This window comes from Kitasatospora sp. NPDC094015 (assembly GCF_040304075.1).
GTDB lineage: Bacteria > Actinomycetota > Actinomycetes > Streptomycetales > Streptomycetaceae > Kitasatospora.
Window position 1 is genome coordinate 93,547 of sequence record NZ_JBEOUL010000025.1, and the last position, 20,906, is coordinate 114,452.

20 protein-coding genes are annotated in these 20,906 nt (G+C 75.2%); 8 read left to right on the plus strand and 12 right to left on the minus strand.

Features of this window, described 5'->3' with window-relative positions; all coding sequences use genetic code 11:
* Positions 1-108 precede the first annotated feature (108 nt).
* Together ABT014_RS25795 and ABT014_RS25800 are read right to left on the minus strand one after the other, a co-directional pair.
* On the minus strand, positions 109-816 hold the full coding sequence (locus tag ABT014_RS25795; RefSeq protein ID WP_350641561.1) for a tyrosine-protein phosphatase: 708 nt from the start codon (positions 814-816) through the stop codon (positions 109-111).
* Positions 817-869: 53 nt separating this feature from the next.
* On the minus strand, positions 870-1,586 hold the full coding sequence (locus ABT014_RS25800; RefSeq protein ID WP_350641562.1) for a hypothetical protein: 717 nt from the start codon (positions 1,584-1,586) through the stop codon (positions 870-872).
* Positions 1,587-1,763: 177 nt separating this feature from the next.
* On the opposite strand from ABT014_RS25800, the gene ABT014_RS25805 reads away from it, so the two are divergent.
* The 3 genes from ABT014_RS25805 to ABT014_RS25815 all read left to right on the plus strand — a co-directional run bounded on the left by ABT014_RS25805 (position 1,764) and on the right by ABT014_RS25815 (position 5,350).
* Complete coding sequence (locus tag ABT014_RS25805; protein ID WP_502895097.1) at positions 1,764-2,582, plus strand: RNA polymerase sigma factor; 819 nt, start codon at positions 1,764-1,766, stop codon at positions 2,580-2,582.
* Entirely contained in the window at positions 2,579-3,466 is an 888-nt protein-coding gene (locus tag ABT014_RS25810) for a hypothetical protein (protein WP_350641564.1), read from the plus strand. The genes ABT014_RS25805 and ABT014_RS25810 overlap by 4 nt, the downstream gene beginning before the upstream one ends.
* Before the next feature lie 279 nt (positions 3,467-3,745).
* Positions 3,746-5,350 (plus strand): protein kinase domain-containing protein, encoded by a 1,605-nt coding sequence (locus ABT014_RS25815; protein WP_350641565.1) that lies wholly within the window; start codon positions 3,746-3,748, stop codon positions 5,348-5,350.
* A gap of 12 nt (positions 5,351-5,362) precedes the next feature.
* Here the strand turns inward: ABT014_RS25815 and ABT014_RS25820 are convergent, their stop codons facing one another.
* The 7 genes from ABT014_RS25820 to ABT014_RS25850 all read right to left on the minus strand — a co-directional run bounded on the left by ABT014_RS25820 (position 5,363) and on the right by ABT014_RS25850 (position 11,399).
* On the minus strand, positions 5,363-5,887 hold the full coding sequence (locus ABT014_RS25820) for a potassium channel family protein (protein ID WP_350641566.1): 525 nt from the start codon (positions 5,885-5,887) through the stop codon (positions 5,363-5,365).
* A gap of 260 nt (positions 5,888-6,147) precedes the next feature.
* Entirely contained in the window at positions 6,148-6,819 is a 672-nt protein-coding gene (locus ABT014_RS25825) for a MerR family transcriptional regulator (protein ID WP_350641567.1), read from the minus strand.
* Between the two features lie 72 nt (positions 6,820-6,891).
* Positions 6,892-8,310 (minus strand): hypothetical protein, encoded by a 1,419-nt coding sequence (locus tag ABT014_RS25830; RefSeq protein WP_350641568.1) that lies wholly within the window; start codon positions 8,308-8,310, stop codon positions 6,892-6,894.
* 157 nt (positions 8,311-8,467) lie between these two features.
* Positions 8,468-8,746 (minus strand): Sec-independent protein translocase subunit TatA, encoded by a 279-nt coding sequence (gene tatA / locus ABT014_RS25835; RefSeq protein WP_350641569.1) that lies wholly within the window; start codon positions 8,744-8,746, stop codon positions 8,468-8,470.
* A gap of 171 nt (positions 8,747-8,917) precedes the next feature.
* The gene (locus ABT014_RS25840) at positions 8,918-9,274 is read right to left on the minus strand and encodes a DUF202 domain-containing protein (protein WP_350641570.1); all 357 of its coding nucleotides are present in this window, start codon (positions 9,272-9,274) and stop codon (positions 8,918-8,920) included.
* The gene (locus ABT014_RS25845; protein WP_350641571.1) at positions 9,271-9,630 is read right to left on the minus strand and encodes a YidH family protein; all 360 of its coding nucleotides are present in this window, start codon (positions 9,628-9,630) and stop codon (positions 9,271-9,273) included. The genes ABT014_RS25840 and ABT014_RS25845 overlap by 4 nt, the downstream gene beginning before the upstream one ends.
* Before the next feature lie 191 nt (positions 9,631-9,821).
* On the minus strand, positions 9,822-11,399 hold the full coding sequence (locus ABT014_RS25850) for an MFS transporter (protein WP_350641572.1): 1,578 nt from the start codon (positions 11,397-11,399) through the stop codon (positions 9,822-9,824).
* Positions 11,400-11,496: 97 nt separating this feature from the next.
* Between ABT014_RS25850 and ABT014_RS25855 the strand changes: the two genes are divergently transcribed.
* Positions 11,497-12,078: a TetR/AcrR family transcriptional regulator gene (locus tag ABT014_RS25855; protein ID WP_350641573.1), complete on the plus strand. Its 582-nt coding sequence runs from the start codon at positions 11,497-11,499 to the stop codon at positions 12,076-12,078.
* A 36-nt stretch (positions 12,079-12,114) separates the two neighbouring features.
* On the opposite strand, the gene ABT014_RS25860 is transcribed toward ABT014_RS25855, so the two are convergent.
* Positions 12,115-12,447 (minus strand): cupin domain-containing protein, encoded by a 333-nt coding sequence (locus ABT014_RS25860; protein ID WP_350641574.1) that lies wholly within the window; start codon positions 12,445-12,447, stop codon positions 12,115-12,117.
* 137 nt (positions 12,448-12,584) lie between these two features.
* On the opposite strand from ABT014_RS25860, the gene ABT014_RS25865 reads away from it, so the two are divergent.
* Complete coding sequence (locus ABT014_RS25865; RefSeq protein ID WP_350641575.1) at positions 12,585-12,851, plus strand: hypothetical protein; 267 nt, start codon at positions 12,585-12,587, stop codon at positions 12,849-12,851.
* A gap of 49 nt (positions 12,852-12,900) precedes the next feature.
* Here the strand turns inward: ABT014_RS25865 and ABT014_RS25870 are convergent, their stop codons facing one another.
* Complete coding sequence (locus ABT014_RS25870) at positions 12,901-14,058, minus strand: acyl-CoA dehydrogenase family protein (protein ID WP_350641576.1); 1,158 nt, start codon at positions 14,056-14,058, stop codon at positions 12,901-12,903.
* A gap of 184 nt (positions 14,059-14,242) precedes the next feature.
* Between ABT014_RS25870 and ABT014_RS25875 the strand changes: the two genes are divergently transcribed.
* Positions 14,243-15,433 (plus strand): TetR/AcrR family transcriptional regulator, encoded by a 1,191-nt coding sequence (locus ABT014_RS25875; protein ID WP_350641577.1) that lies wholly within the window; start codon positions 14,243-14,245, stop codon positions 15,431-15,433.
* 105 nt (positions 15,434-15,538) lie between these two features.
* Here ABT014_RS25875 and ABT014_RS25880 read toward each other — a convergent pair whose 3' ends face one another.
* Positions 15,539-15,856, minus strand: a complete 318-nt coding sequence (locus ABT014_RS25880) for a hypothetical protein (RefSeq protein WP_350641578.1) — start codon at positions 15,854-15,856, stop codon at positions 15,539-15,541.
* Between the two features lie 354 nt (positions 15,857-16,210).
* Here ABT014_RS25880 and ABT014_RS25885 point away from each other — a divergent pair, with 354 nt between their 5' ends.
* Both ABT014_RS25885 and ABT014_RS25890 read left to right on the plus strand, forming a co-directional pair.
* Positions 16,211-18,157, plus strand: coding sequence for an ATP-binding protein (locus ABT014_RS25885; protein ID WP_350641579.1), 1,947 nt, complete (start codon positions 16,211-16,213; stop codon positions 18,155-18,157).
* 124 nt (positions 18,158-18,281) lie between these two features.
* Positions 18,282-20,642, plus strand: coding sequence for a tetratricopeptide repeat protein (locus tag ABT014_RS25890; RefSeq protein WP_350641580.1), 2,361 nt, complete (start codon positions 18,282-18,284; stop codon positions 20,640-20,642).
* Positions 20,643-20,906 lie beyond the last annotated feature (264 nt).

The window sequence follows — 20,906 nt, forward strand, 5'->3', positions numbered from 1 at the left end:
CCGACAGTGTTGCCACGGCGGCCGGTCGGGCGCGACCGGTTTTGCCGCGCGGGCTGTCGGTAGGCCGTGGGGGAGCGGGCCGCTCGCCCGGGAGCCCGGCGGGGTGGCTCAGCCGAGCAACCGGGCCCGGACGGTCGCCAGTTCGGCCGGCGGCAGGTAGTCGTCCGGGTCGAACTCGGCCAGCACCTCCAGCAGCGTCGCCGTCGCGGTGGTGCCCGCCTCGTGCAGGATCCGCTCGGTCACCACGGCCTCGTCGGGCCGGCCGAGCACGCCCCACAGCGGCCGCAGGTTCTCGGTGCTCAGCAGGTAGTCGGCGGCTATCGCCCGGTGCTCCACCCCGGCCACCGCCAGCAGCACCAGCGCGGCCAGGCCGGTACGGTCCCGGCCCGCCCCGCAGTGCACCACCACGCCGCCGGGGCGGGCCCGGGCGACGGCGGTGACCAGCGCGGTGACCGCGTGCCGGCAGTCGTCCAGGTACGGCCGGAAGGCCAGCGGCGTGCCGTCCAGCCCGCCGAACCGGGCCCACCAGTCGGGGCCGGCCAGCTCGTCCAGCGGGACCCGGACCAGGTCGATCCCGGCCGGGTGCGGTAGTCGGGGCCGGAAGTCGGCCTCGTCGCGCAGGTCGACCACGGTGCGCACGCCGTGCTCGTACAACGCGGTCCAGCCCTCGGCGGTCAGCGAGTCCAGGTTGTCGGCGCGGACCACGGCGCCGCGGCGGGTCCGGCCGCCGCCGGCCGTGGGCAGCCCGCCGAGGTCGCGTACGTTGAGGCAGCCGTCCCAGGTCAGCTCTCGGTCGTCCGTCGTCCCGGTGTGCATGCGGCCGCGTCCCCCGTGTCCTGGTGCCCGGGGCCCGTGCCCCCGGCTGCTGTTCAGGACGGGCGCCGGGCCCGCTCCGGTTCCGCCGGCGGCGGCGCCGGGGGGTCGAACAGCCAGAGTTCCCGGCCGAGCGTGTCGAGGCAGCGGACCCGGTCGTACCGCTCGTCCCCGGCTGACAGGAAGCCCTGCGCGGCGCCGGCCAGCACCTCCCGGGCGACCCGGTCGGCCCGGCTCCACGCGCCGGTCAGCTCCAGGACGGTGCCGAGCAGTTCGGCCCGCTTGATCCGGGCGACCGCGGCTCCGGCCAGCGCCGCGTTCACCGCCTCCAGTTCGTCGGGGGACAGGTACGGCGTGGCGGCCGGCCCGTCCAGCCGGCGCAGCAGTTCGGGCAGCCCGTAGTGCCGGACGGCGGCCACCGAGTCCTGCACGGCGACCTGCCAGCGCGGCCCCGGCGCGATCTCCCACCACACCGGCCCGCCCACCGGCATCAGCTCGCCGATCCCGGCCCGCCAGCTCTCCAGACCGGTGACGGTGGTGGGGTCGGGCCGCAGCGCCGGGCCGGACCAGCGGGTCTTGGGGGTGATGCCGAGGTCCAGCGTGTAGCGGACGGCGTGCTCGTCGGTCGGGCCGACCCGCACCCCCAGCAGGGCCCAGTGCTCCTGGTCGGGCAGGGTGTACGCGTGCCCGCGGCCGGTCAGGCCGAGCGCGCGGACGGCGGGCGCGAAGTGGTCGCGCAGCGCGTCCGCGAAGAGCTCATGGGCAGTCGTCATCACAGGTCCGTGGCGGAGGGGTGGGGCGGGGGCTCGGGCCGGATCGGCCGTACGCCTACGAACCTACGGCTCGGGCACCTCGGCGGGCCGCAGGCGAATGGCAGCAACTGACAGGACCTTGGTCCCGTACCGACAGGACGGGGCCCGGTCACCCGGCCGCCGCGCCGATCACGCATCATGTGGCGGGTGCACAGAGCAGACCACCACGCGGCGGGCGCCGACGGAGTCGGCCACCCGAGTGCCCGGAGCGACGTTCCGGCAGGTCAACCACGGTCCTCGGATCGACGGGCCGACCTCGCGGCCGCCGTCGAAGCCGCCCGCGACGGGGACGAGGACGCCTTCCGGTCGCTCTTCCGGGCCGTCCAGCCGGGGCTGCTGCGCTACCTGCGGATGCTGGTCGGCGGCCGCGCCGAGGACGCCGAGGACATCGCCTCCGAGGCCTGGCTCCAGGTCGCCCGGGACCTCGGACGGTTCACCGGGGACTCCGACGGCTTCCGCGCCTGGGTCGCCACCATCGCCCGCAACCGCGCCATGGACCACCTGCGCCGCCAGCGCCGGCGGCCGGTCGCCGACCTGCCGGTCGAGTACCTGGCCGAACTCGCCGCCGCCGAGGACACCGCCGGCGCCGCGCTGACCACCGTCACCACCGCGGACGCGCTGGCGCTGATCGCCCGGCTGCCCCGCGACCAGGCCGAGGCGGTGCTGCTGCGGGTGGTCATGGAACTGGACGCCGAGAGCGCCGCCCGGGTGCTCGGCAAACGCGCCGGCAGCGTCCGGATGGCCGCCCACCGGGGGCTGCGCCGGCTGGCCGGGATGCTGGAGCAGACCGGCGGCGCCGCCGCCGGGGTGCCGGCCGGCCGCCGCGTCGAACCGGTCCCCCGGGCCGGCGGCGGCGCCCGCGGCGCGGACGCCGCACCGCCGGACGGCGCCGGGAAAGAAATGTCCGCGCAGGGTGTGACACCGCGACGAGCCGCGACGCTGAAGGACATGAGATGAGCACCAACCGATCCCGCCGGATCGACCGCGAGGCCGCCGAGCACCTGCTCGCCGGCGCCGGGGCCGAGCCGGAGGCCGGTCGGGCCGCCGTCACCGGTCACCCGGCACTCGCCGGGCTGCTCGCCGCAGCCGCCGTCCCCACGGCGCACGGGGAGCAGGCCGGGGAACAGGCGGCCCTGGCCGCGTTCCGGGAGGCCCGTCCCGACCCGGCCGGCCAGGCCGGACCGACCCGACCCGCAGACCGACCCCGGAGACGAACCATGGCGGACACCGCGTTCGCGCGGGCCTTCAGCGCGAAGGCCCTCGCAGCCGCGTTCGCCGCCACCGCGCTCGGCGGCGTCGCCGTGGCCGCCGGCACCGGGACCCTGCCCGCCCCGCTGGGCGGCACCCCGCAGCCGGCCCACCCGGTGAGCGCCGCACCGGTGGCACCGCCGTCCGGCTCCGGCACCCCCGCCGCCGTGGCGCCCGCCCGCCCGTCCGGCCAGGGCCCGACCGGCACCCCGGCCCGCCCCGGCGGCCCCGGCGCGACGCCGGGCCCAGGGCCCATCGGCAGCGGCACCCCCGCGGCCCGCGACAGCGGTGCACCGGCCACCGGGACACCCGCCGCGGAGGCCGGGCTGGCCCCGCTCTGCCGCACCTTCGGCGACCGGCTGCGCGGCGGCGAGCACCTCGGCGACCTGGTCCGGGACAAGTCCTTCCTGCCGCTCCTGCGCGCGGCCGGCACCAGCGGGCACGCCGCCGACTACTGCGCGGGCCTGCTCCGCGACGGCCAGCCCGGCACCGACCCCTCCCCGGGCCGCGACGGTCACCGGGCGACCCCCTCGCCCAAGACGGACCGGCCGACGGCCGACGCACCCTCACCCCCGGGCGGCCGCCGGGGGTGAACCGAGACTCCGGTCGGGCAGCGGGCAACCCCCCGGGCCCGCTGCCCGACCGGTGGCAGTGCCTGCTCGGCGCTGCCGTCACCCCGACTCCGGGCGGTCGGTGGGCTCCCCCGTGTCCACCGCCCGCCCGGCCCTGGCCCCCGGCCGCGCGCCCCTGACCTCCTGGTCCCGGGCCCGCGGCCGCTGCGGCTCCTGCCTCGGCGGCCCCGGCCGCTATCGTGCACAGGTGCGCGAGGCGAACTGAAGCCTTGGGCCGTCTGAGTGAGGGGAGCGGTTCCGGTGATCGGACGCGCGCTGAACGGGCGGTACGAACTCGTCGAGATACTCGGCGTCGGCGGCATGGCCACGGTCTGGCGCGGGATCGACCGCCAGCTCGGCCGGCCGGTCGCCGTCAAGGTGCTCAACGGCGGTCTCGCCGACGACCCCAGGTTCGGCGAGCGGTTCGCCCGCGAGGCCCAGCACGCCGCGATGCTGGTCCACCCCCGGGTGGCGATGATCTTCGACTCCGGCGTGGACCAGCTCTCCCCGTACATCGTCATGGAGCTGGTGCAGGGCCGGACGCTCAGCCGGGTGATCGCCGAGGGCGGACCGATGCCGGTCGAGCGGGCCGTCGGGGTGGCCGCGGCGGTCTGCGAGGCGCTGGAGGCCGCGCACGCCCAGGGCCTGGTGCACCGCGACATCAAACCCGGCAACATCATGATCACCGCCGACGGCGGGGTGAAGGTGGTCGACTTCGGCATCGCCCGGGCCGGCTCCTCCTCGTCCGCCCAGCTCACCCAGGCGGCCACGGTGCTCGGCACCGCCGCCTACCTCTCGCCCGAACAGGCCACCGCCGGCGCGGTCGACGCCCGGGCCGACCTCTACGCGGTGGGCTGCGTCCTGGTCGAGATGCTCACCGGAGCACCCCCGTTCGACGCGGACACCCCGGTGGCGATCGCCTACAAGCACGTCACCGAGTACCCGGTGCCGGTCTCGGTCCACCGGCCCGACGTACCGGCCGCGCTGGACACCGCCGTGCTCCGGCTGCTCGCCAAGCACCCCGACGGCCGCCCCGCCGACGCCGGCCAGGCCAGGGCCGAACTGCTCGCCGCCGCCCCGGGCGCCGGCCGGCCCGACCCCACCGGCCGGCTGCTGGGCACGGAGGCCGGCGCGGCCACCCAGGTCCTGCCCCCGGTCGCGGCCGCCCTGCTCACCCCGCCACCGCCGCACCTCCACCAGGAACGGCGCACCTCGGTCCTCCCACCGGTGCCCGTGCCCGTGCCCGTCCCCGCGCCGCAGGAGTACGCGCAGGGGTACGAGGAGGGGTACGAGGAGGGGTACGAGGAGCCGCCGCCGAACCGCCGCCCGCTGCTCATCGCCGGGGCCGGCGTCGCGGTCGCCGCGGTCGCGGTGGTGGCCGCGGCCCTCAGCCTCCACGGCACGGGCGGCGCCGCCAAGGCCGCCTCCGCGTCCACCCCCGCCGCCGCCCCGCCGGCCGCTTCCGCGCCGGCCTCCGCCGCGGTCCCGACCCCGGCGGCCGGCTCCGCGGCCGCCACCCCCGGCCGGAGCGCCTCCCCGTCCCCGTCCCCGTCCGCCTCGACCGGCCCGACCGGACGGACCAACCCCGCCGTCGCGATCGCCCAGTTCAGAGCCGTGGTCGCGCAGACCAGAATGCCCAAGGACCGGGACCGCCAGCAGGACCTGCTCCGGGTGCTCGACGCGGCCGCCCTCTCCGTGGTCGAACACCGACCCGACGACGCCGAGGAGGAACTCCGCGGCGCCCAGCGGCTGGTCAAGGACCTCGGCAAGCGGCGCGCCATCGACGGCGACACCACGCAGGCCTGGCTGAACAAGCTGAACTCGCTCATCGCCGCGGTCCAGGCCCAGCAGGAGCAGGACGGCTGACGGGCCGCCCGCTCAGCCCTGGTGCCGGCGGCGGTCGGCCCGCTGCTCCAGACCGCTGCGCACCCGGCGGTTGATCGAGGCGCCGCCCGCGGTCAGGAAGACGAAGGTGTAGAGGATCTGCACCATCACCACCACCCGGGACGACTGCCCCGACGGCACGATGTCGCCGTAGCCGACCGTGGCCATCGTGATCACGGTGAAGTAGAGCGCGTCGACCTTGGTGGTCAGGCCGCCCTCGAACTCGCCCGGCGTGCGGGCCATCGCCAGGTAGGCGGAGGCGAACAGCAGGATCGAGAAGCACAGCAGCATCATGATCACCAGCACCGGGTGACCCTTGGCCGCGACCAGCTCCTGCTGGATCTGCCACAGCAGGACGAACGCCACCGCGGCGAGGGCCACGCCGAAGACGACCCAGCTCAGGGTGGGGTGGTGCGGCCCGAAGACGTCCAGCGGGACGGCGAACCAGAGCAGGAACAGCAGCGTCGGCAGCCCGAGGGTGACCAGCCACTGGAGCGGGCGGCCGACGGTACGGCTCATGGGGCTCCCTCCGGGGCGGTCACGGACTCAACGGTCCCGTCCAGCCTGCGGGACCACCCCCCACCCCGCCCGCCCCGACTACGCCACCCGGGGGAGCGCACCCTCCCGGGGACGCGGTCACCCACCGGGGCATGTGGGCGACCACCAGGGGCGCGGGGAACTGCGTGAAACCGGAAGGTACGGCGCCGTCACTCCCGTATCGCGCAGTTCCTCGCGCCCCTGGTGGGGCGGGGGGACCCACGAAGAGCCCATGAGGTGGGTCAGGAGGCGACCGGGGATTGGGGGTTGGCGAAGAGGCGGTGGGAGGCGTCTTCCTGGGCGAGGCGGCGGAGGGCGGAGAGGGCCGCGTCGCCGAGGACGGTGCCGATGACCGCGCTCTCCACCAGGCTGTCCGGGTCCGGGTGGGTGGCCACCACCGCGACCTCCGCGGCGGCCAGCCGCTCGGCCGCCACCGCGTAGTCGTCCAGCAGCCCGACAAGTTCGCCCTGCCCGAGGGTGCGGAAGGTGACGATCACCTGGGCGAGCGCCTGCCGGGCGGGGCTCTCCGGCCCGACCTGCCAGCCGACCCGGGTCACCAGTTGTTCCACCGCCAGCTCCGCCTGCTCCCGCACCGCGCTCTCGGTGGCACTCTCCCCACCCGGCACGGTGGCGGGCATCGGCGCGGTGACCGCGGTGAGCGCGACCCCGAGGGTGTCGTGCAGCGAGCCCCCGGGGGTGTCGAGCGCGGCGAGCACGTCCCGCGCGGAGGCGATCGACAGCCTGCCCACGTCGATCATGGCGCGCACCAGCTTCAGCCGGTGGACGTGGGCCTCGCCGTACTGCGCCTGGTTCGGGCTGGTGAGCTCGCCGGCCGGCAGCAGGCCTTCCCGGAGGTAGTACTTGATGGTGGGCACCGGCACGCCGGTCCGGCTGCTCAACTCGCCGATTCGCATGGCTGTCCGCTCCCTCGTCTCCGCTGAATGGATAGCCTACCTTCCCACTGTGAAATCCGGCTGCGCCCCTGGTCAGCCGGGTTCCGCCGGTAGCGCGTGGTCCGGCTCCGCGGGCCCGGAGCGGTCGGGCAGGTCGGGCAGGTCCGGCCGGTCGAGGAACTCCAGCACCGCCAGCACCACCAGCAGCACGATCGCCACCCACAGCACCACCACCACGGTCGGGTAGCTCCACAGCACCACGGCCAGCACGGCGCCGCCGACCGCGGTCCACTGCAGCCAGGCCTTCCAGCGGTGGACGAACCGGCCGACCGGCCCGAGCCGCAGGCCGTACCGCTCGCCGGTCTCCCGGACGCCGCCGATGCCGGCCTGCCACAGGCCGCGGACGGCGCCGGCCCGGCGGCCGGGGCCGGAGAGCCAGGCGGCCAGCGCGATCACCACGCCGAGCGCCAGCAGCACGCGGACGGTGGCCCGCAGGTAGCGGACCAGGGTGTCGTAGACCGCCGAGGCGGCGTTCTGGTCGACGCCGGCCGGCAGCTTGTCGAGGTAGATCACCCGGAAGACGGTGAGGCCGATGCCGAGCAGCCCGGCGCCGACCGCCATCGCCAGCGCCGCGGTGACCAGCGCCCGCCGCCGGCGGACGGCGAGCAGCACGCCGCCGGCCGCGCAGACCAGGGCCAGCACCGGCACCCAGAAGCCGGCCAGGTCCAGCACCCGGAAGCCGGTCTGCACCTTCTTCACGGCGTCCGACTGCACCAGGGTGAAGTCGGTGTGCACCTCGGGGATCTTGGCGGCCACGCCGAGGCCGCGGTCCACCAGCCGGGTCTTGACCTGGTCGATGACGGGGGCCAGGTCGAGGGTCACCTTGTCACCCTTGATCTGGACGGCGCCGCCGCCCTCGCCGGTGAGCACCCGGTCCACCGCGGCGTGCGCCTCGCGGTTGAGGTTGATCCAGATGCTGGTGAAGGCGTCGCTCTCGACCAGCCGCTGCACCTGGTCGTGCACCAGGCCGGTGATCCCGCTGGTCAGCGCGGGGCCGATCTTCTGCAGGGCGGAGTCCAGCAGCGGGCGGTCGGCGGGGGCGATGTCGGAGAGCAGGCTGTCGATCGGCAGGTTCTGCATGATCAGGTCGGTCACCCGGTTGGTGACGGCGCTCTGCACCGCCGGGTCCTGCGCCAGGGGGGCCATCGTGGCCACGTAGCGGTCGGTGTCGGTGATCTGGGACTTGGTCCAGGCGGCGACCGCGGCGACCGGGGTCAGCACGGCGGCCAGCGTGATCAGCAGGGCGGCGAGGGCGGAGCGGAGCCGGTGCCGATGCTCGGACGGGGGCTCGCGCTTCTCCAGCTCGGTGACGCGCCGGCGCAGCTCGCCGATCGAGTCCGGGGGCTGCGCGGGTGGGGGGTGCGGGTCCTGCGGGGCCCGTGGGGGCAGCGGGTCCTGCGGGGGCACCGGGTCCTGTGGGGGTTGCGGATCCGGCGCGCCGGGAGTTGCCATGGGAGTCCTCCGAGCACTCGACCAGCGGGTGAGTACTAGGAGATAACAGAACAAATCGGACGGCTACTCGGCCACCTGGACGTGTCGGGGGCCCCGGGAACGCAGCGAGCCCCCGCTCGGTCGGATTCGACGGGCGGGGGCTCGCGAGCCGCGAGGCTCAGGCGCCGGTGGCCGACTTGGTGGTGTCGGCGGACTTGGTGACCGAGGTCGGCTGGACCGCCGGGCGGGGCTGCTCGGCCGCGTTCTGGGCGGCCGTGCCGTTCTGGGCCTCGGCCGGAGCGTCGTCCTCGCGCAGGGCCTTGGTCTCGGCCTTGAGGATGCGCATCGACTTACCGAGACCACGGGCCATCTCGGGAAGCTTCTTGGAGCCGAACAGCAGGACGAGCACTGCCACCATGATGATGATGTGCCAGGGCTCGAGACCGTTACGGAACATCCCTGACCACCGGTCCTTTCGCGGAAGTTCTCGCCGAAGGTGCAAGTCGGACGGGCATGCCCGACCTGGCCAGTATGCCTGGCCCGGTCGGCGAACGTATACACCCACCGGCAAACGCTGGCCGAAAACCAGGTGCCGGGCCCTGCGTGGTCTGGACCACTGGGGTGGTCGCTAGCGGCCGCCGGGCCCGGCCAGGACGGACCAGGCGCTCCCTGCGGCCGCCAGCGTGACCGCCAGCGTCAGCACCCGCAGCGGTCCGACCGGCACCGGCTCCGGGTCGCCCCCGGTGCGCTCCAGCCGGCGGCGCCGGTGCAGCCCGTACCCGAAGAACCCGCAGGCCGTCGCAGTCAGCAGGCAGCCGATCGCGCTGAGCCCGGGCTGCCGGTGGAGCAGGCCGGCGCGCAGGACCAGCAGTGCGTCGACGGTCAGCAGCAGCGCGGTGCGGCTCCAGGCCAGCAGGGTCCGTTCCGGCTGCAGGCCCGGGTCCCGGGCGGGCGCGGGCGGTGGCGCGGAGGGCGGCCGGGTCACAGCGCGGATCCGACGATCAGGATGGTGAAGACCACGGCCGCCACCACCACGCACACCGTCAGCACCAGCATGATGCGGGTGTACGGCAGCCGGCCGCCCTCCCGGATCGCCCGTTCGACCCGCACCCAGCGCCGGTACGCGGCGGCGCCGAGGCCGGCCCCGCCGAGCGCCAGCACCACCGCGAGTGCGGTCCGGACGCCTTCGGGCGCCAGGCCCGGGGTGAGCTGGTCGATCGCGACCGCGCCCGCCAGCAGGGCCAGCGCGGTGCGGATCCAGGCCAGGAAGGTCCGCTCGTTGGCGAGGGTGAAGCGGTAGTCCGGGTCCTCGTGCTCGCGGCGCCAGGCTGGTTCCGGCATCGGTGGCGGGCCTCCTGCGGTCGGTGCGCGGCTTCGCCGTCCACGCTAGGGCCAGTCCGGCCGATCGCGCCCGGCCGGCGCCGGTGGCGTCCCGCGTGCGCCGGGCAGCTCCGCCCCGCGCCGGGCACGGCGGGGGCCCCGGATGATCCGCGTGCGGTGGTCCGCTCCGGCCCGGCGGGCCGGCCGCCGGCTCAGCCGGCCGCGACCGGTTCCGGCCGACCGGCGTCCGGCTGCCCGGCCTCCGCCGGCTGCTCGGACCGGGTCGGCAGGTGCCGCATCAGCCGGTGGGCGGCCAGTGCGGCGCCGGCCATCACCACCACGCCCACCAGCGCCGCCACGTGCATGCCGTCGGCGAACGCGTTCCGGGTGACCGCCAGCAGGTCGTCCCCGGCGCCGCCGGTGAGCCGGGCGGCCACGGTGACCGCGCCGCCGAGGGTGTCGTGCGCCGCCCGGGAGGCGTCGGCGGGCAGGTCGGCCGGCAGCGCGCCGTCCAGCCGGGCCCGGTAGATCGCGGCGCCGGCGGCGCCGAGGATCGCGATGCCCAGCGAGCTGCCCAGCTCGCTGGCGGTCTCCGAGGTGGCGGAGGCGGCGCCGGCCCGCTCGGCGGGGGCGGCGGAGACGACCAGGTCGGCGGTGAGGCTCATGGTGCCGACCGAGCCGGCCGCGACCACGCCGGCGGCGATCAGCGGCACCGCCAGCGGGGTGCCGGGGTCGACCGTGGCCATCAGGGCGAAGCCGGCCGCGCCGACCAGGAACCCGCCGGTCATCAGCGTGGCTGGCCGGACCTTGCCGGCCAGCGCGCCGATCCCGCCGACGGCCGCGCCGACCCCGACGCTCGGCAGCAGCGCCCAGAGCGAGGCGGTCAGCGGGCTCATGCCCTTGACCAGCTGGAGGTACTGCGAGGTGAAGAGGGTGAAGCCCATCATGGCGAACATCGCGATGGTGTTGACCGTGATCGCGCCGCTGAAGGTCCGGTTGCGGAACAGGCCGACCTCGATCAGCGGGTGGGCGGCGGTGCGCAGCCGGGCCACCAGCGCGGCGCCGGCCAGCAGGCCGACCGCGAGCACCAGGGCGGGCCGGACGCTCCAGCCGTCCACGGCCAGCGTCTTGATGCCGTAGACCACCGGGAGCACGGTGGCGATCGACAGCGCCGCCCCGGCGAGGTCGAACCGGCCCTCGGCGCGCGCCCGGTACTCGGGCAGCAGGACGGGCGCGGCGAGCAGCACCAGCAGCATCGCCGGGATGGCGGAGAGGAAGGCCGAGCCCCACCAGAAGTGGTCCAGCAGCAGCCCGCCGGCGACCGGGCCGAGGGTGGCGCCGCCCATCAGGGCACCGGTCCAGATGCCGAGCGCGGCCTGCCGCTGCCGGGGGGCGTGGAACATGTTCCGGATCAGCGCCAGCGTGGAGGGCATCAGGGTGGCCCCGGCGACGCCGAGCAGCGCACGGGCGGCGATCAGCTGGGCCGCCCCGTCCGCGTAGGCCGCGACCAGCGAGGCGGCGGCGAAGCCGGCGGCGCCCGCCATCAGGAGCCGGCGGCGCCCGATCCGGTCGCCGAGCGCCCCCATCGGGATGAGCAGGCCGGCCAGCAGGAACGAGTACATGTCCATGATCCACAGCTGCTGGGTGCCGCTGGGCTTCATGTCGGTGGCGATGAACGGGACGGCGAAGAAGAGCACGCCCATGTCCATCGAGATGACGAGGGTCGGGAGCAGGAGGACGGCGAGGCCGATCCAGGCGCGGCGGCCGGCGGGGCCGGTGGTTGCGGTCATGGGGATGACTGTACGAGCGTGTGACACATCTGTCTAGTACAAGCGTCTAACTCGTTCGTGCGAGACATTTGTCCATGTCTCGCGTACCATCGCGACCATGGGAAACCGCGAGGATCTGCTGATCGGCGCCAAGCGCTGCCTGCTCGACAAGGGCTACGGGCGCACCACGGCCCGGGACATCGCCACCGCCGCCGGGGTGAGCCTGGCCGCGATCGGCTACCACTACGGCTCGAAGGACGAACTGCTGGCGCAGGCGATGGTCTCCGCGCTGGAGGACTGGGGCGCGGCGGTCGGCGAGGCGCTCACCGAGGCCGCCGGGGTGGCCGATCCGCGTCAGCGGTTCGCCGCCGCCTGGGACCGGGTGCGGCGCTCCTTCGTCGAGAACCGGGGCCTGTGGACGGCCCAGTTCGAGGTGATGGCCCGGTCGGAGGACACGCCCGGACTCCGCAAGGCCTTCGAGGACGCCCAGCGCGACGGCCGGCTCGGGCTGTCCGCGATCTTCCAGGGGCTGCCCGAGGTCCCCGACACCGAGGACGAGATGGCCCGCGGCGCCTTCTACCAGGCCCTGCTGGCCGGGCTGGCCGCCCAGTGGCTGATCTCCCCGGAGCAGGCGCCCACCGGTGAGGAGCTGCTGCGCGGGCTGGAGCTGGTCAGCGCGGGCGTGCTCGGCGGCGCCTGACCGGGCGCTTGCCCGGGGGCGTCCCGGGCCGGGGTCTCAGGCGGTGACCGCGGTGAGCAGCACCACCGAGTCGACGTGCGCGAGCAGCCCGTGCCGCTCCTGCGGGACGGGGTGCAACTGGCCGGTGGTGAGCTCCCGTTGCCTGCCGGCCACGGTCAGCGAGACCCGGCCGCGCAGCACCTGGAGGCTGGCCGCGACCGGCGCGTTGTGCTCGTCCAGCGAGGCCCCGGCCCGGAGCGCGATCACGGTCTGCCGCAGGACGCCGTCGTGCAGCAGCAGGTGGGCGCTGCGGCCGTGCGGATTGGCCGCGGCCTTCGCGCTGTGCTCGTCGGCCAGCAGGTTGAGATCGGCGGGTGCGGGCTCGGACATCGCGGCCTCCTGCGTCGGCGGGACCCCCGCCGCGACCCTAGGGCCTGTCGGGGCGCCCGCGCGCGCTGGAACGCCGTCAGGGGGTCGGACGGCCCTCTCCGGGTGCGCGGGCGGCCGCTCGGACCGATGGTGGACCTATGGCGACCAACAACAGGTTCAGCGACGGATTCAACGTCAACCGCTCGATGCTCACCACCGGTGTGCTGCTCGGCGGTGTGGGTGCCCTGCTCACCATGGCGGGCGCGGTCCTCGCCGGGGTCGCGCTGGCGACCGCCGGCCGTGACTACGTACGGCGGATGGACACGCCGCCCACCGAGCGGGCGGCCCGGGCGATGCAGCAGGCGAGGGCGGCCTCGCTGGCGGGGCTGGAGGCCTGGCGCAGCGAGACCAGCTCGGCGAACTGAAGGCCTCCGCGCGGGCGGGCCCGGCCACCGGGCCCGCCCGCGGGCGGAGCTACAGGCCGAGCGACTTGGCGATGATGCTGCGCATGACCTCGCTCGTCCCGCCGTAGATCCGGAACACCCGGTTGTCGGTGTAGAGCCGGGCGATCGGGTACTCCAGGATGTAGCCGTAACCGCCGTGCAGCTGCAGGCACTTGTCGATCACCTGGGACGCCGACTCGGTGCAGAACAGCTTGGTCGCGGCGGCGTCCGCGACGGTCAGCTCGCCGTGCTGGTAGAGCTCCAGCGCGCGGTCCACCATCGACTGCTGGGCGACCACCTGGGCCTCGCAGTCGGCCAGGCTGAACTTGGTGTTCTGGAACTCGGCGACCGCCTTGCCGAAGACCTTGCGGTCCTTGACGTACTGCACCGCGAACCGCACCGCGGCCGCCGCCGAGGCGTACGCGCCGACCGCGATGGCCAGGCGCTCCTGCACCAGGTTGTGGGTGAGGTAGGAGAACGCCCGGCCCTCCTCGCCCAGCAGGTCGCCGACCGGCACCCGGACGTCGCTGAAGGCCAGCTCGGCCGTGTCCGAGGTGCGCAGGCCGATCTTCTGCAGCTTGCGGCCGACGGTGTAGCCCTCCGAGGTGGTGTCCACGCACAGGATGGACAGGCCCGCCCGGCGGTCCTCGGGGTCGTACGCGGAGGTCCGGCAGACCACCAGCACCAGGTCGGCGAGGACGCCGCCGGTGATGAAGGTCTTGGCGCCGTTGAGGACGTAGTGGGTGCCGTCCGCGGAGAGCTTCGCGGTGGTGGTGATCCCCGCCAGGTCGGAGCCGGCGCCCGGCTCGGTCATCGCGATCGCGGTCATGATGTCGCCGGAGACGAAGCCCGGCAGCCAGCGCCGCTTCTGCTCCTCGGTGGCGTACTCCAGCAGGTACGGCAGCACCAGGCCGGTGTGCACCCCGGAGGAGCCGAAGGTGACGCCCGCGCGGGCGCACTCCTCGCTGACCACGGCCTGGTACTTGAAGCCGCTCTCGCCCGCGCCGCCGTACTCCTCGGGCACCTCGATGCCGAACACGCCCAGCTCGCCGAGCTTGCGGTAGAAGTCGCGCGGCGGGTGCCCGGCGCTCTCCCAGCTCTCGTAGACCGGGACGACCTCCTTGCTGATGAAGTCCCGGATGGTCTCCCGGAAGGCCTCGTGGTCCTCGTTGAAGACGGTACGGCGCACGGCGGCGCTCCCTTCGGACAGCGGCTGATCGCGGGACAAGTTAATCGCCGGTAGCCACGGCTGTCCAGCATCGTCGCAGCCCCCGCGGTGGGCGGCCGGCCGCCCGCCGTCCGGGCCCGGCGGCCCGTAAGTGAACGCTTGCTACCCTGGGTGGCGCTTTTGCGGCCGGTACGAGGGGGTGGACGTGGTGGACCGGGTGATCGTGCGGCGGCCGCCCGGGCGCCGGGCGCAGGTCCTCGCCGCCGCGGTCGGGCAGTTCCACCGGCGCGGCTACCACCAGGTCTCGATGGCCGAGGTGGCCGCCGAGGTGGGGATCACCGCGCCGGCGCTGTACCGGCACTTCCGGGGGAAGCCGGAGCTGCTGCGCTGCGCCCTGGAGGCGGAGCTGGCCGCGCTGGCCGGGGCGGTCCGGGCCGGCGCCGAGGGCCCGGAGCAGCTGTGCGCGGCGCTGGCCGCCGCGGCGGTCGAGCACCGCTCGCTCGGGACGCTCTGGCAGCGTGACGCCCGGCTGCTGCCACCGGCCCAACGGGCGCAGCTGCGCCGTGAGTTGCGGGCCCTGGTGGGGCGGATGGCGCAGGTCGTCGAGGGGGCCGGCGCGGTCGGGGCGGAGTTCCGCTGCTGGTCGCTGCTGTCGGTGTACGGCAGCCTCTCGCACCACACCTTCGCGCCGCCGCGGCGCCGCTTCGAGCTGCTGCTGCGGGAGTTGGGCGGTGCGCTGCTCGTGGCGGAGCCGGTGCCGGGGCGTCCCGGGGCCGGCCCGGCGCCCGCTTGCGGCGTGCTGCCGGTGTCGCGGCGGGAGGAGCTGCTGGTCGCGGCGGTCCGGCTGTTCGACCGGCGGGGGTTCGACAACGTGAGCACCGAGCAGCTGGGCGCCGCCGTCGGGATCGCCGGCCCGAGCGTCTACAAGCACTTCGCCACCAAGGCCGAACTGCTGGCCGCCGCACTGGTCCGCAGCCGGGAGCGGCTCTGGCACGAGGTCGGCGGGGCGCTGGCGGGGGAGTCCGCGCCGGACGCGGCGCTGGCCGCGGGCCTCGGCGCCTACCTGGACTTCGCCCGCCGCAACGGCCACTACCTGGGGGCGATGCTGAGCGAGACCGAGCGGCTCGCCCCGGCGGACCGCAGGGCCGCGGTGGACTTCCGGCGGGACTTCCTGCGGACCTGGGTCGGCCTGCTCCAGCAGGTGCGGCCCGGCTACGACCAGGCCGAGGCCCGGATCCGGGTGCACGCGATGTTCGCGCTGGTCAACGACGGGGTGCGGCACCGGCCCGGCGGTGCGGGGCCCGAACCGGCCCCGGGCCTGGAGGCGTTGAGCCGGGCGGTGCTCGGCCTGGACCCGGCACGGGACGGGGCGCGGCAGCGGGCCGGACAGGGGTGAGGGGCGGGCCCGCGCGGACCCGCCCCTCACCGGTCTGGTGGTGACCCCGGCGGCCCCGCGGGCCCGCCGGCGGGTCGGCCCAGGTCCTGTCCGGCCGGACAGGGCCTAGTAGAGGGCGAACGGGTAGTAGACGTGGTGCGCCAGGTTCCCGTTGCCCTGGACGTTGCCGATGGCTCCGGAGTTTCCGGCGACGCCGAGGTTGGTGTTCTGGTTGCTGCCGCCGGAACCGGTCGCGGTCTGCTGGGTGCCGTTCGCGTTGGCCAGGACGCCGCCCACGATGTTGCTGGACCCGGTGTTGCTCACCACGCTGCTGTTGGAACCGTTGTCGGCGCCGGCGCCGTTGTCCGCCTGGGCGGTGCCGATGCCGGCGACGAGGAAGGCGCCGAGGGCGGTGACGGCGGCGGCTGCACGAATACGGGACACGATGGTCTCCCTGCTCTGCTGGTGCGAGATGTGGCGCCGAGGGGTTGGCCGCCCCTGCCGCGCCGGACCTGACGTCGCCCCATCAGGATTGCCCAGATGGCCCATTCGCCACCAGCCGTCACCGGACGGTTAGCCCGAAGGTGTCACGGATATCGGATAACCCCTGAACGAGCGGGCCCGTCCAAGGATGCGCAATACGCCGGGAATCCCCCGAACGATGGGCTTTTCCCCCACCTGCGGGCGTGGCCGCCCGGTGGCTCGCGCGTCAACTTCCGGTTGACCGGATATCTCATCGGATCAAGGCTCGCAGAAAGCGCTGGTCGGCCGATTGTCGTACTGGCAGACTGAGGCCTCATGTCTCAAGGTCTGCCTCCCGGCCACGGTCCCGCCGGCGATGCCCCCGCCGCCGACCACCTGCGTACGACCGAGGTCGATCTCGGCGGTCTGGTGAGCGTGCTCGCCACCCACCTCTACTCCACCCCGCTGGTGGCCCTGCGCGAACTGGTGCAGAACGCCCACGACTCGCACACCCGCCGCCGGCTGGAGGACCCGGAAGGCACCGCCGTGCCGCTGATCCGGGTCCGCGGCGACGCCGCCGCCCGCACGGTGGCCATCGAGGACACCGGCGCCGGCCTCACCGAGCCGGAGATCCACGCCTACCTGGCCACCGTCGGCACCGGCTACACCCGGATGCTGCGCGACCTGACCGGCAACCAGGAGCTGATCGGCGCCTTCGGCCTCGGCTTCCTGTCCGCCTTCTCGGTCGCCGACGAGGTCGCCGTCACCACCACCTCGCACCGCGAACCGCACCTCGGCCACCGCTACCGCAGCCGCGGCGGCGAGCAGTACAGCGTCGTGCCGACCGGGCCGCGGCCCGCCCCCGGCACCGAGGTCAAGCTCCACCTCAAGCCCGAACACGCCCACCTGGCCGACGAGTACGCGCTGCGCGAGGTGCTCGGCCGCTACTGCGTGCTGCTGCCGATCCCGGTCTACGTCGGCGACGACCAGGAGCCGGTCAACGGCGTCCCGGTGCCCTGGCGCGAGGAGCCGAACGGCGACACCCACGCCGCCCGGATGCGCTTCGCCACCGCCTTCGGCCGCCGCTTCGAGCCGCTCACCGCCTTCCCCCTCACCCCGGTCGAGGGCCGCACCGACGCGGTCGGCCTGCTCTGGGTGCAGGACGGCGGCACCTACGGCTCCACCGACAACCGCGACCTCGCGGTCTACCTGCGCGGCATGCTGCTCTCCGAGGACGTCCGCGACCTCCTGCCCAGCTGGGCCGGGTTCATCGGCGGCGTGGTCGAGTCCACCCGACTCACCCCCACCGCCAGCCGCGAGGACCTCCAGCGCGACGACCACTACCGCGCCCTCCAGCAGGCCCTCACCGACGCCATCGTGGACGGCCTCTACGAGACCGCCCGGCTGCACCCGGCCGCCTGGCGGCGGATCCTCGCCCGGCACGGCCAGGACCTGCTCGGCGCCGCGCTCTGCGACGACCGGCTGTTCACCCTGCTCGCCGACGACGTCCCGGTGCCCACCTCGCAGGGCGACCTGACCGCCGGCGCCCTGCGCGCCGCCGGCTCGGGCGCCGTGCACGTGGCGCTCGGCAGCGGCGGCGGCTTCGAGGAGATGCTCTACCGCGCCATGCGGGTGCCGATCGCCCGCGGCGACCGGTACGCCGTGCTGCCGTTCCTGCGCCGCTACGCCCAGCTGCGCGAGTGCCGGATCGTCGAGCTCGGCAGCGAGAGCGGCAACCGCGAACTGTTCCGCGACCCCGAGCGCCCGCTGCCCGCCGAGGAGAGCGCCTGGCTCGGCGCCGCGCTCGCCGACGAGGGCGAGCAGCTGGTGGCCGCCCGGTTCGACCCGCCCGGCCTCCCGCTGGTGCTGGTGCCCGACCGGGAGGCCGAACTCAAGGCCCGGATCGAGGACGACCAGGCGGACGCCCGGATCCCGTCCGCCGCCCTGCGGCTGGCCCGCGCGTTCACCGCCCGCACCGACGGCGAGGTCAAGGCCCGGCTGTACCTCAACCTCGCCTCGCCCGCCGTCCAGGACCTGCTGACCGCCTACCGCGCCGGGCACACCGGCAGCACCACGGCCGCCGCGCTGCTCCGCTCGCTCAAGGTGATCATGGCCTCGGCGGCCGGCTCCACCGCCGGCGACCTGACCGCCGCACTGGCCGGGATCGGCACCGCCGTGTCCGCGCTCACCGCCGCGATGCCCGAGTCGCTGGCCGTGCCCGAGTCGCTGGCCGTGCCCGAGTCGCTGCCGGTGTCGGACGAGCTGCCGGGCGAACCCCGATGACCACGCACCACCGCACCGCCCGCACCCGTACCGCCCGCACGCGCAGCACCCGCACGCGCAGCACCCGCACCACCGCACCGGCCGCGCACCCGTCGGCCGACCGGCACCACAGGGGGAACCCGGCATGACCACCGACATCTGGGGCTGGGTGCACGACACCCACCGGCAGCTGAACGAGGCCGGCCAGCACCGGCTCGCCACCGCACTCGCCGAGATCGCCGGCCACGCCGTCGAGGGCCGCAACGAGCAACTCGACGCCATGTACCCGGAGGCGCTCGCCTCCGCCCGCGCGCTCGGCCTGCCCTGGGTCGAGGTCTTCCTGCGCCACTGGCGGCTGCAGAACCTGCTCAACAAGCGCCACCAGGGCGAGGCCGCGATGGCCGAGGCCGTCTCGCTGCTGGAGTTCGCCCACCGCGAGGAGACCGCGAGCTGCCCGCAGTCGGTCTGCGCCGTTCAGGACTTCACCATCTGCCACGCCAACATCGACGGCCCCGGCTACGTCACCGAGCGCCTCGCCGTGCTGGAGGAGACCCTGGAGCGGGTCGAGCCCGCCCGGGCCTGCTTCGACTGCCTCTCCCGCGAGTACGCCGACACCCTGGAGGACGACGGCCGCGGCGAGGAGGCGCTCGGCTACCTCGACCGCGCCCAGACCCGGATCCAGGCCGCCGGCGAGCAGGTCTCGCTCGCCTTCGGCCACAGCCGCGCCTCCGCCCTGCACCGGCTCGGCCGCTACCAGGACGCGCTGGCCGCCTACGACACCGCCGAGCACGCCTACGTCGCCGGCCGCAACCAGCTGGACGACGACGACCGCCGCAAGCTCGCCACCGGCCGCGCCCTCAACCTCGCCGCCCTCGGCCGCACCGGCACCGCCCTGGAGCTGCTGCCGCCCGCCGAGGAGGCCGACCAGTACGCCGACATCCGGCACCGCTGGGCCCGCGCCGTCGAACTCCTCGCCGAGGCCGGCGCCCTGCCGCACGGCGAGCTGGCCGACGACGCCGAGCTCGGCGCCCGCCTCGCCCGCTGGGTCGGCCACCTGGACACCGCCGGCTCGCACCGCCCCTGCCTCGACCTGGCGCTGATCGCCGGCCGGCTCGCCGTCGCCCGCGGCGCCCGCACCGTCGCCCTCACCCTGGTCGCCACCGGCGAGCGCAAGCTCGCCCTGCTGCGCCGCACCGACGACGGCGTCGCCGACCGGCTGGCCGAGCTGCGGGCCGCCGCCGAAGCCCTGCCGGTCGCCGAACTCCCCGTCCCCGCCGCCGAGCTGGTCGACTGGCTGGCCGAGCACACCCCGGCCCCGGAGACCGGCGCCGACCTGCTCGCCGCCGCCCGCGCCGAACTCCCCGAGGACGCCCCCGCGGTGGTCGCCAACCTGGCCGGCGTGCTGGGCATGCTCGGCCACGGCCGGGCCGCCGCCGAACTGCTCTGGGCCGAACTCGACGCCGGCCGCGGCCAGGACTACCTGGCCGGGATGCTCGGCTCGATGCTGATCGAGGCCGCCGACGGCGACGGCGTCCGGCAGCTGGCCGAGCGCCTGCTCGCCACCGACCCCTCCGACGCGCACTGGCTGCGGGCCCGCTGGGCCGCGGCCGAGGGCCGCTGGTCCGAGGTCGGCGAGCACTGCGCCGCCGTGCTCGTCCACGAGCCGGACGCCATCAACACCCGCCGCCTGGCCGCCACCGCCGCCACCCGCACCGGCGACCACGCGGCCGCCCAGCGGATCTACCAGGAGCTGCTGGCGCACGCCCTGCCCGAGGACGAGGCCACCCCCGGGGACCAGCACCGCACCGTCCAGGAACCGGACCTCTGGCACCTGATCACCGCCGCCACCGCCAACCGGGACTGGACGACCGTCCGGGAGGTCGGCGCCCGGCTCGGCATCGAGTTCGACGAACCCGAGGGCCCGGTCGAGGAGGAGTGGCAGCTGATCACCCTGCGGGCCACCCGGACCAACGGCTCCACCGCCGAGTTCCCGGCCGTCCGCACCGGCCCGGCCACCGCCCGGGTGTTGCCGGTGCTCGGCGACGAACTCCCGCTCAACCATCGGGACACCGTGGTCTTCGGCCCCGCCGTGCTCAACGACCCGCCGCAGGGCGAGGAGGAGCAGGAACGCTGGCGGCCCACCTTCGAACTGCTCACCCTGCTAGACCCGGCCGGCTACACCACCTACTGGCTGGACGGCGCCTGGCCCGGCGACGACCACTGGGTGGCCCTGCGGACCGACCTCCAGCAGGCCGGCTACGGGGTGTGGGCCTACAGCGGCGACCACTACGCCGTCACCGACCCGGCCGACGAGGACGGCGAGGGCCTGCCCGGCATCTACGCCGCCCTCGGCGTCCCGCCGACCGCCTCGGCGGCGCAGGCCGACGCGCTGCTGCTGCGGCTGACCGCCGACTGGCCGCACCCGGTCAGCTGGCTGGACCTGGCCGAGGCCGGCGGGCTCGACACCACCCGGCACCAGGAGATCGTCGAGCGCTACGGGCTCTGAGCTTGTTGTTTAACCTCGTACGTCACCCGACCTGCTGATCTGCGGTTCTTCCCGGGACAGCGGAGGCGGCCGTTCTCCACGCTTCGAGATGTCGAGTCACGAAGAACCAGAGAACGGCCGCTGCGTATGAGTCTCCCTGTTGCCACGCCCGCAGGTGCGGCGTTGGACCTGTTGTCGCGCTTTCGGGTCGAGTTCTACGAATGCCTCTACGCCCGCTCGGACGCACTGTTCGAGCTCACCGACGCAGTGCTGTGCACCGACGGG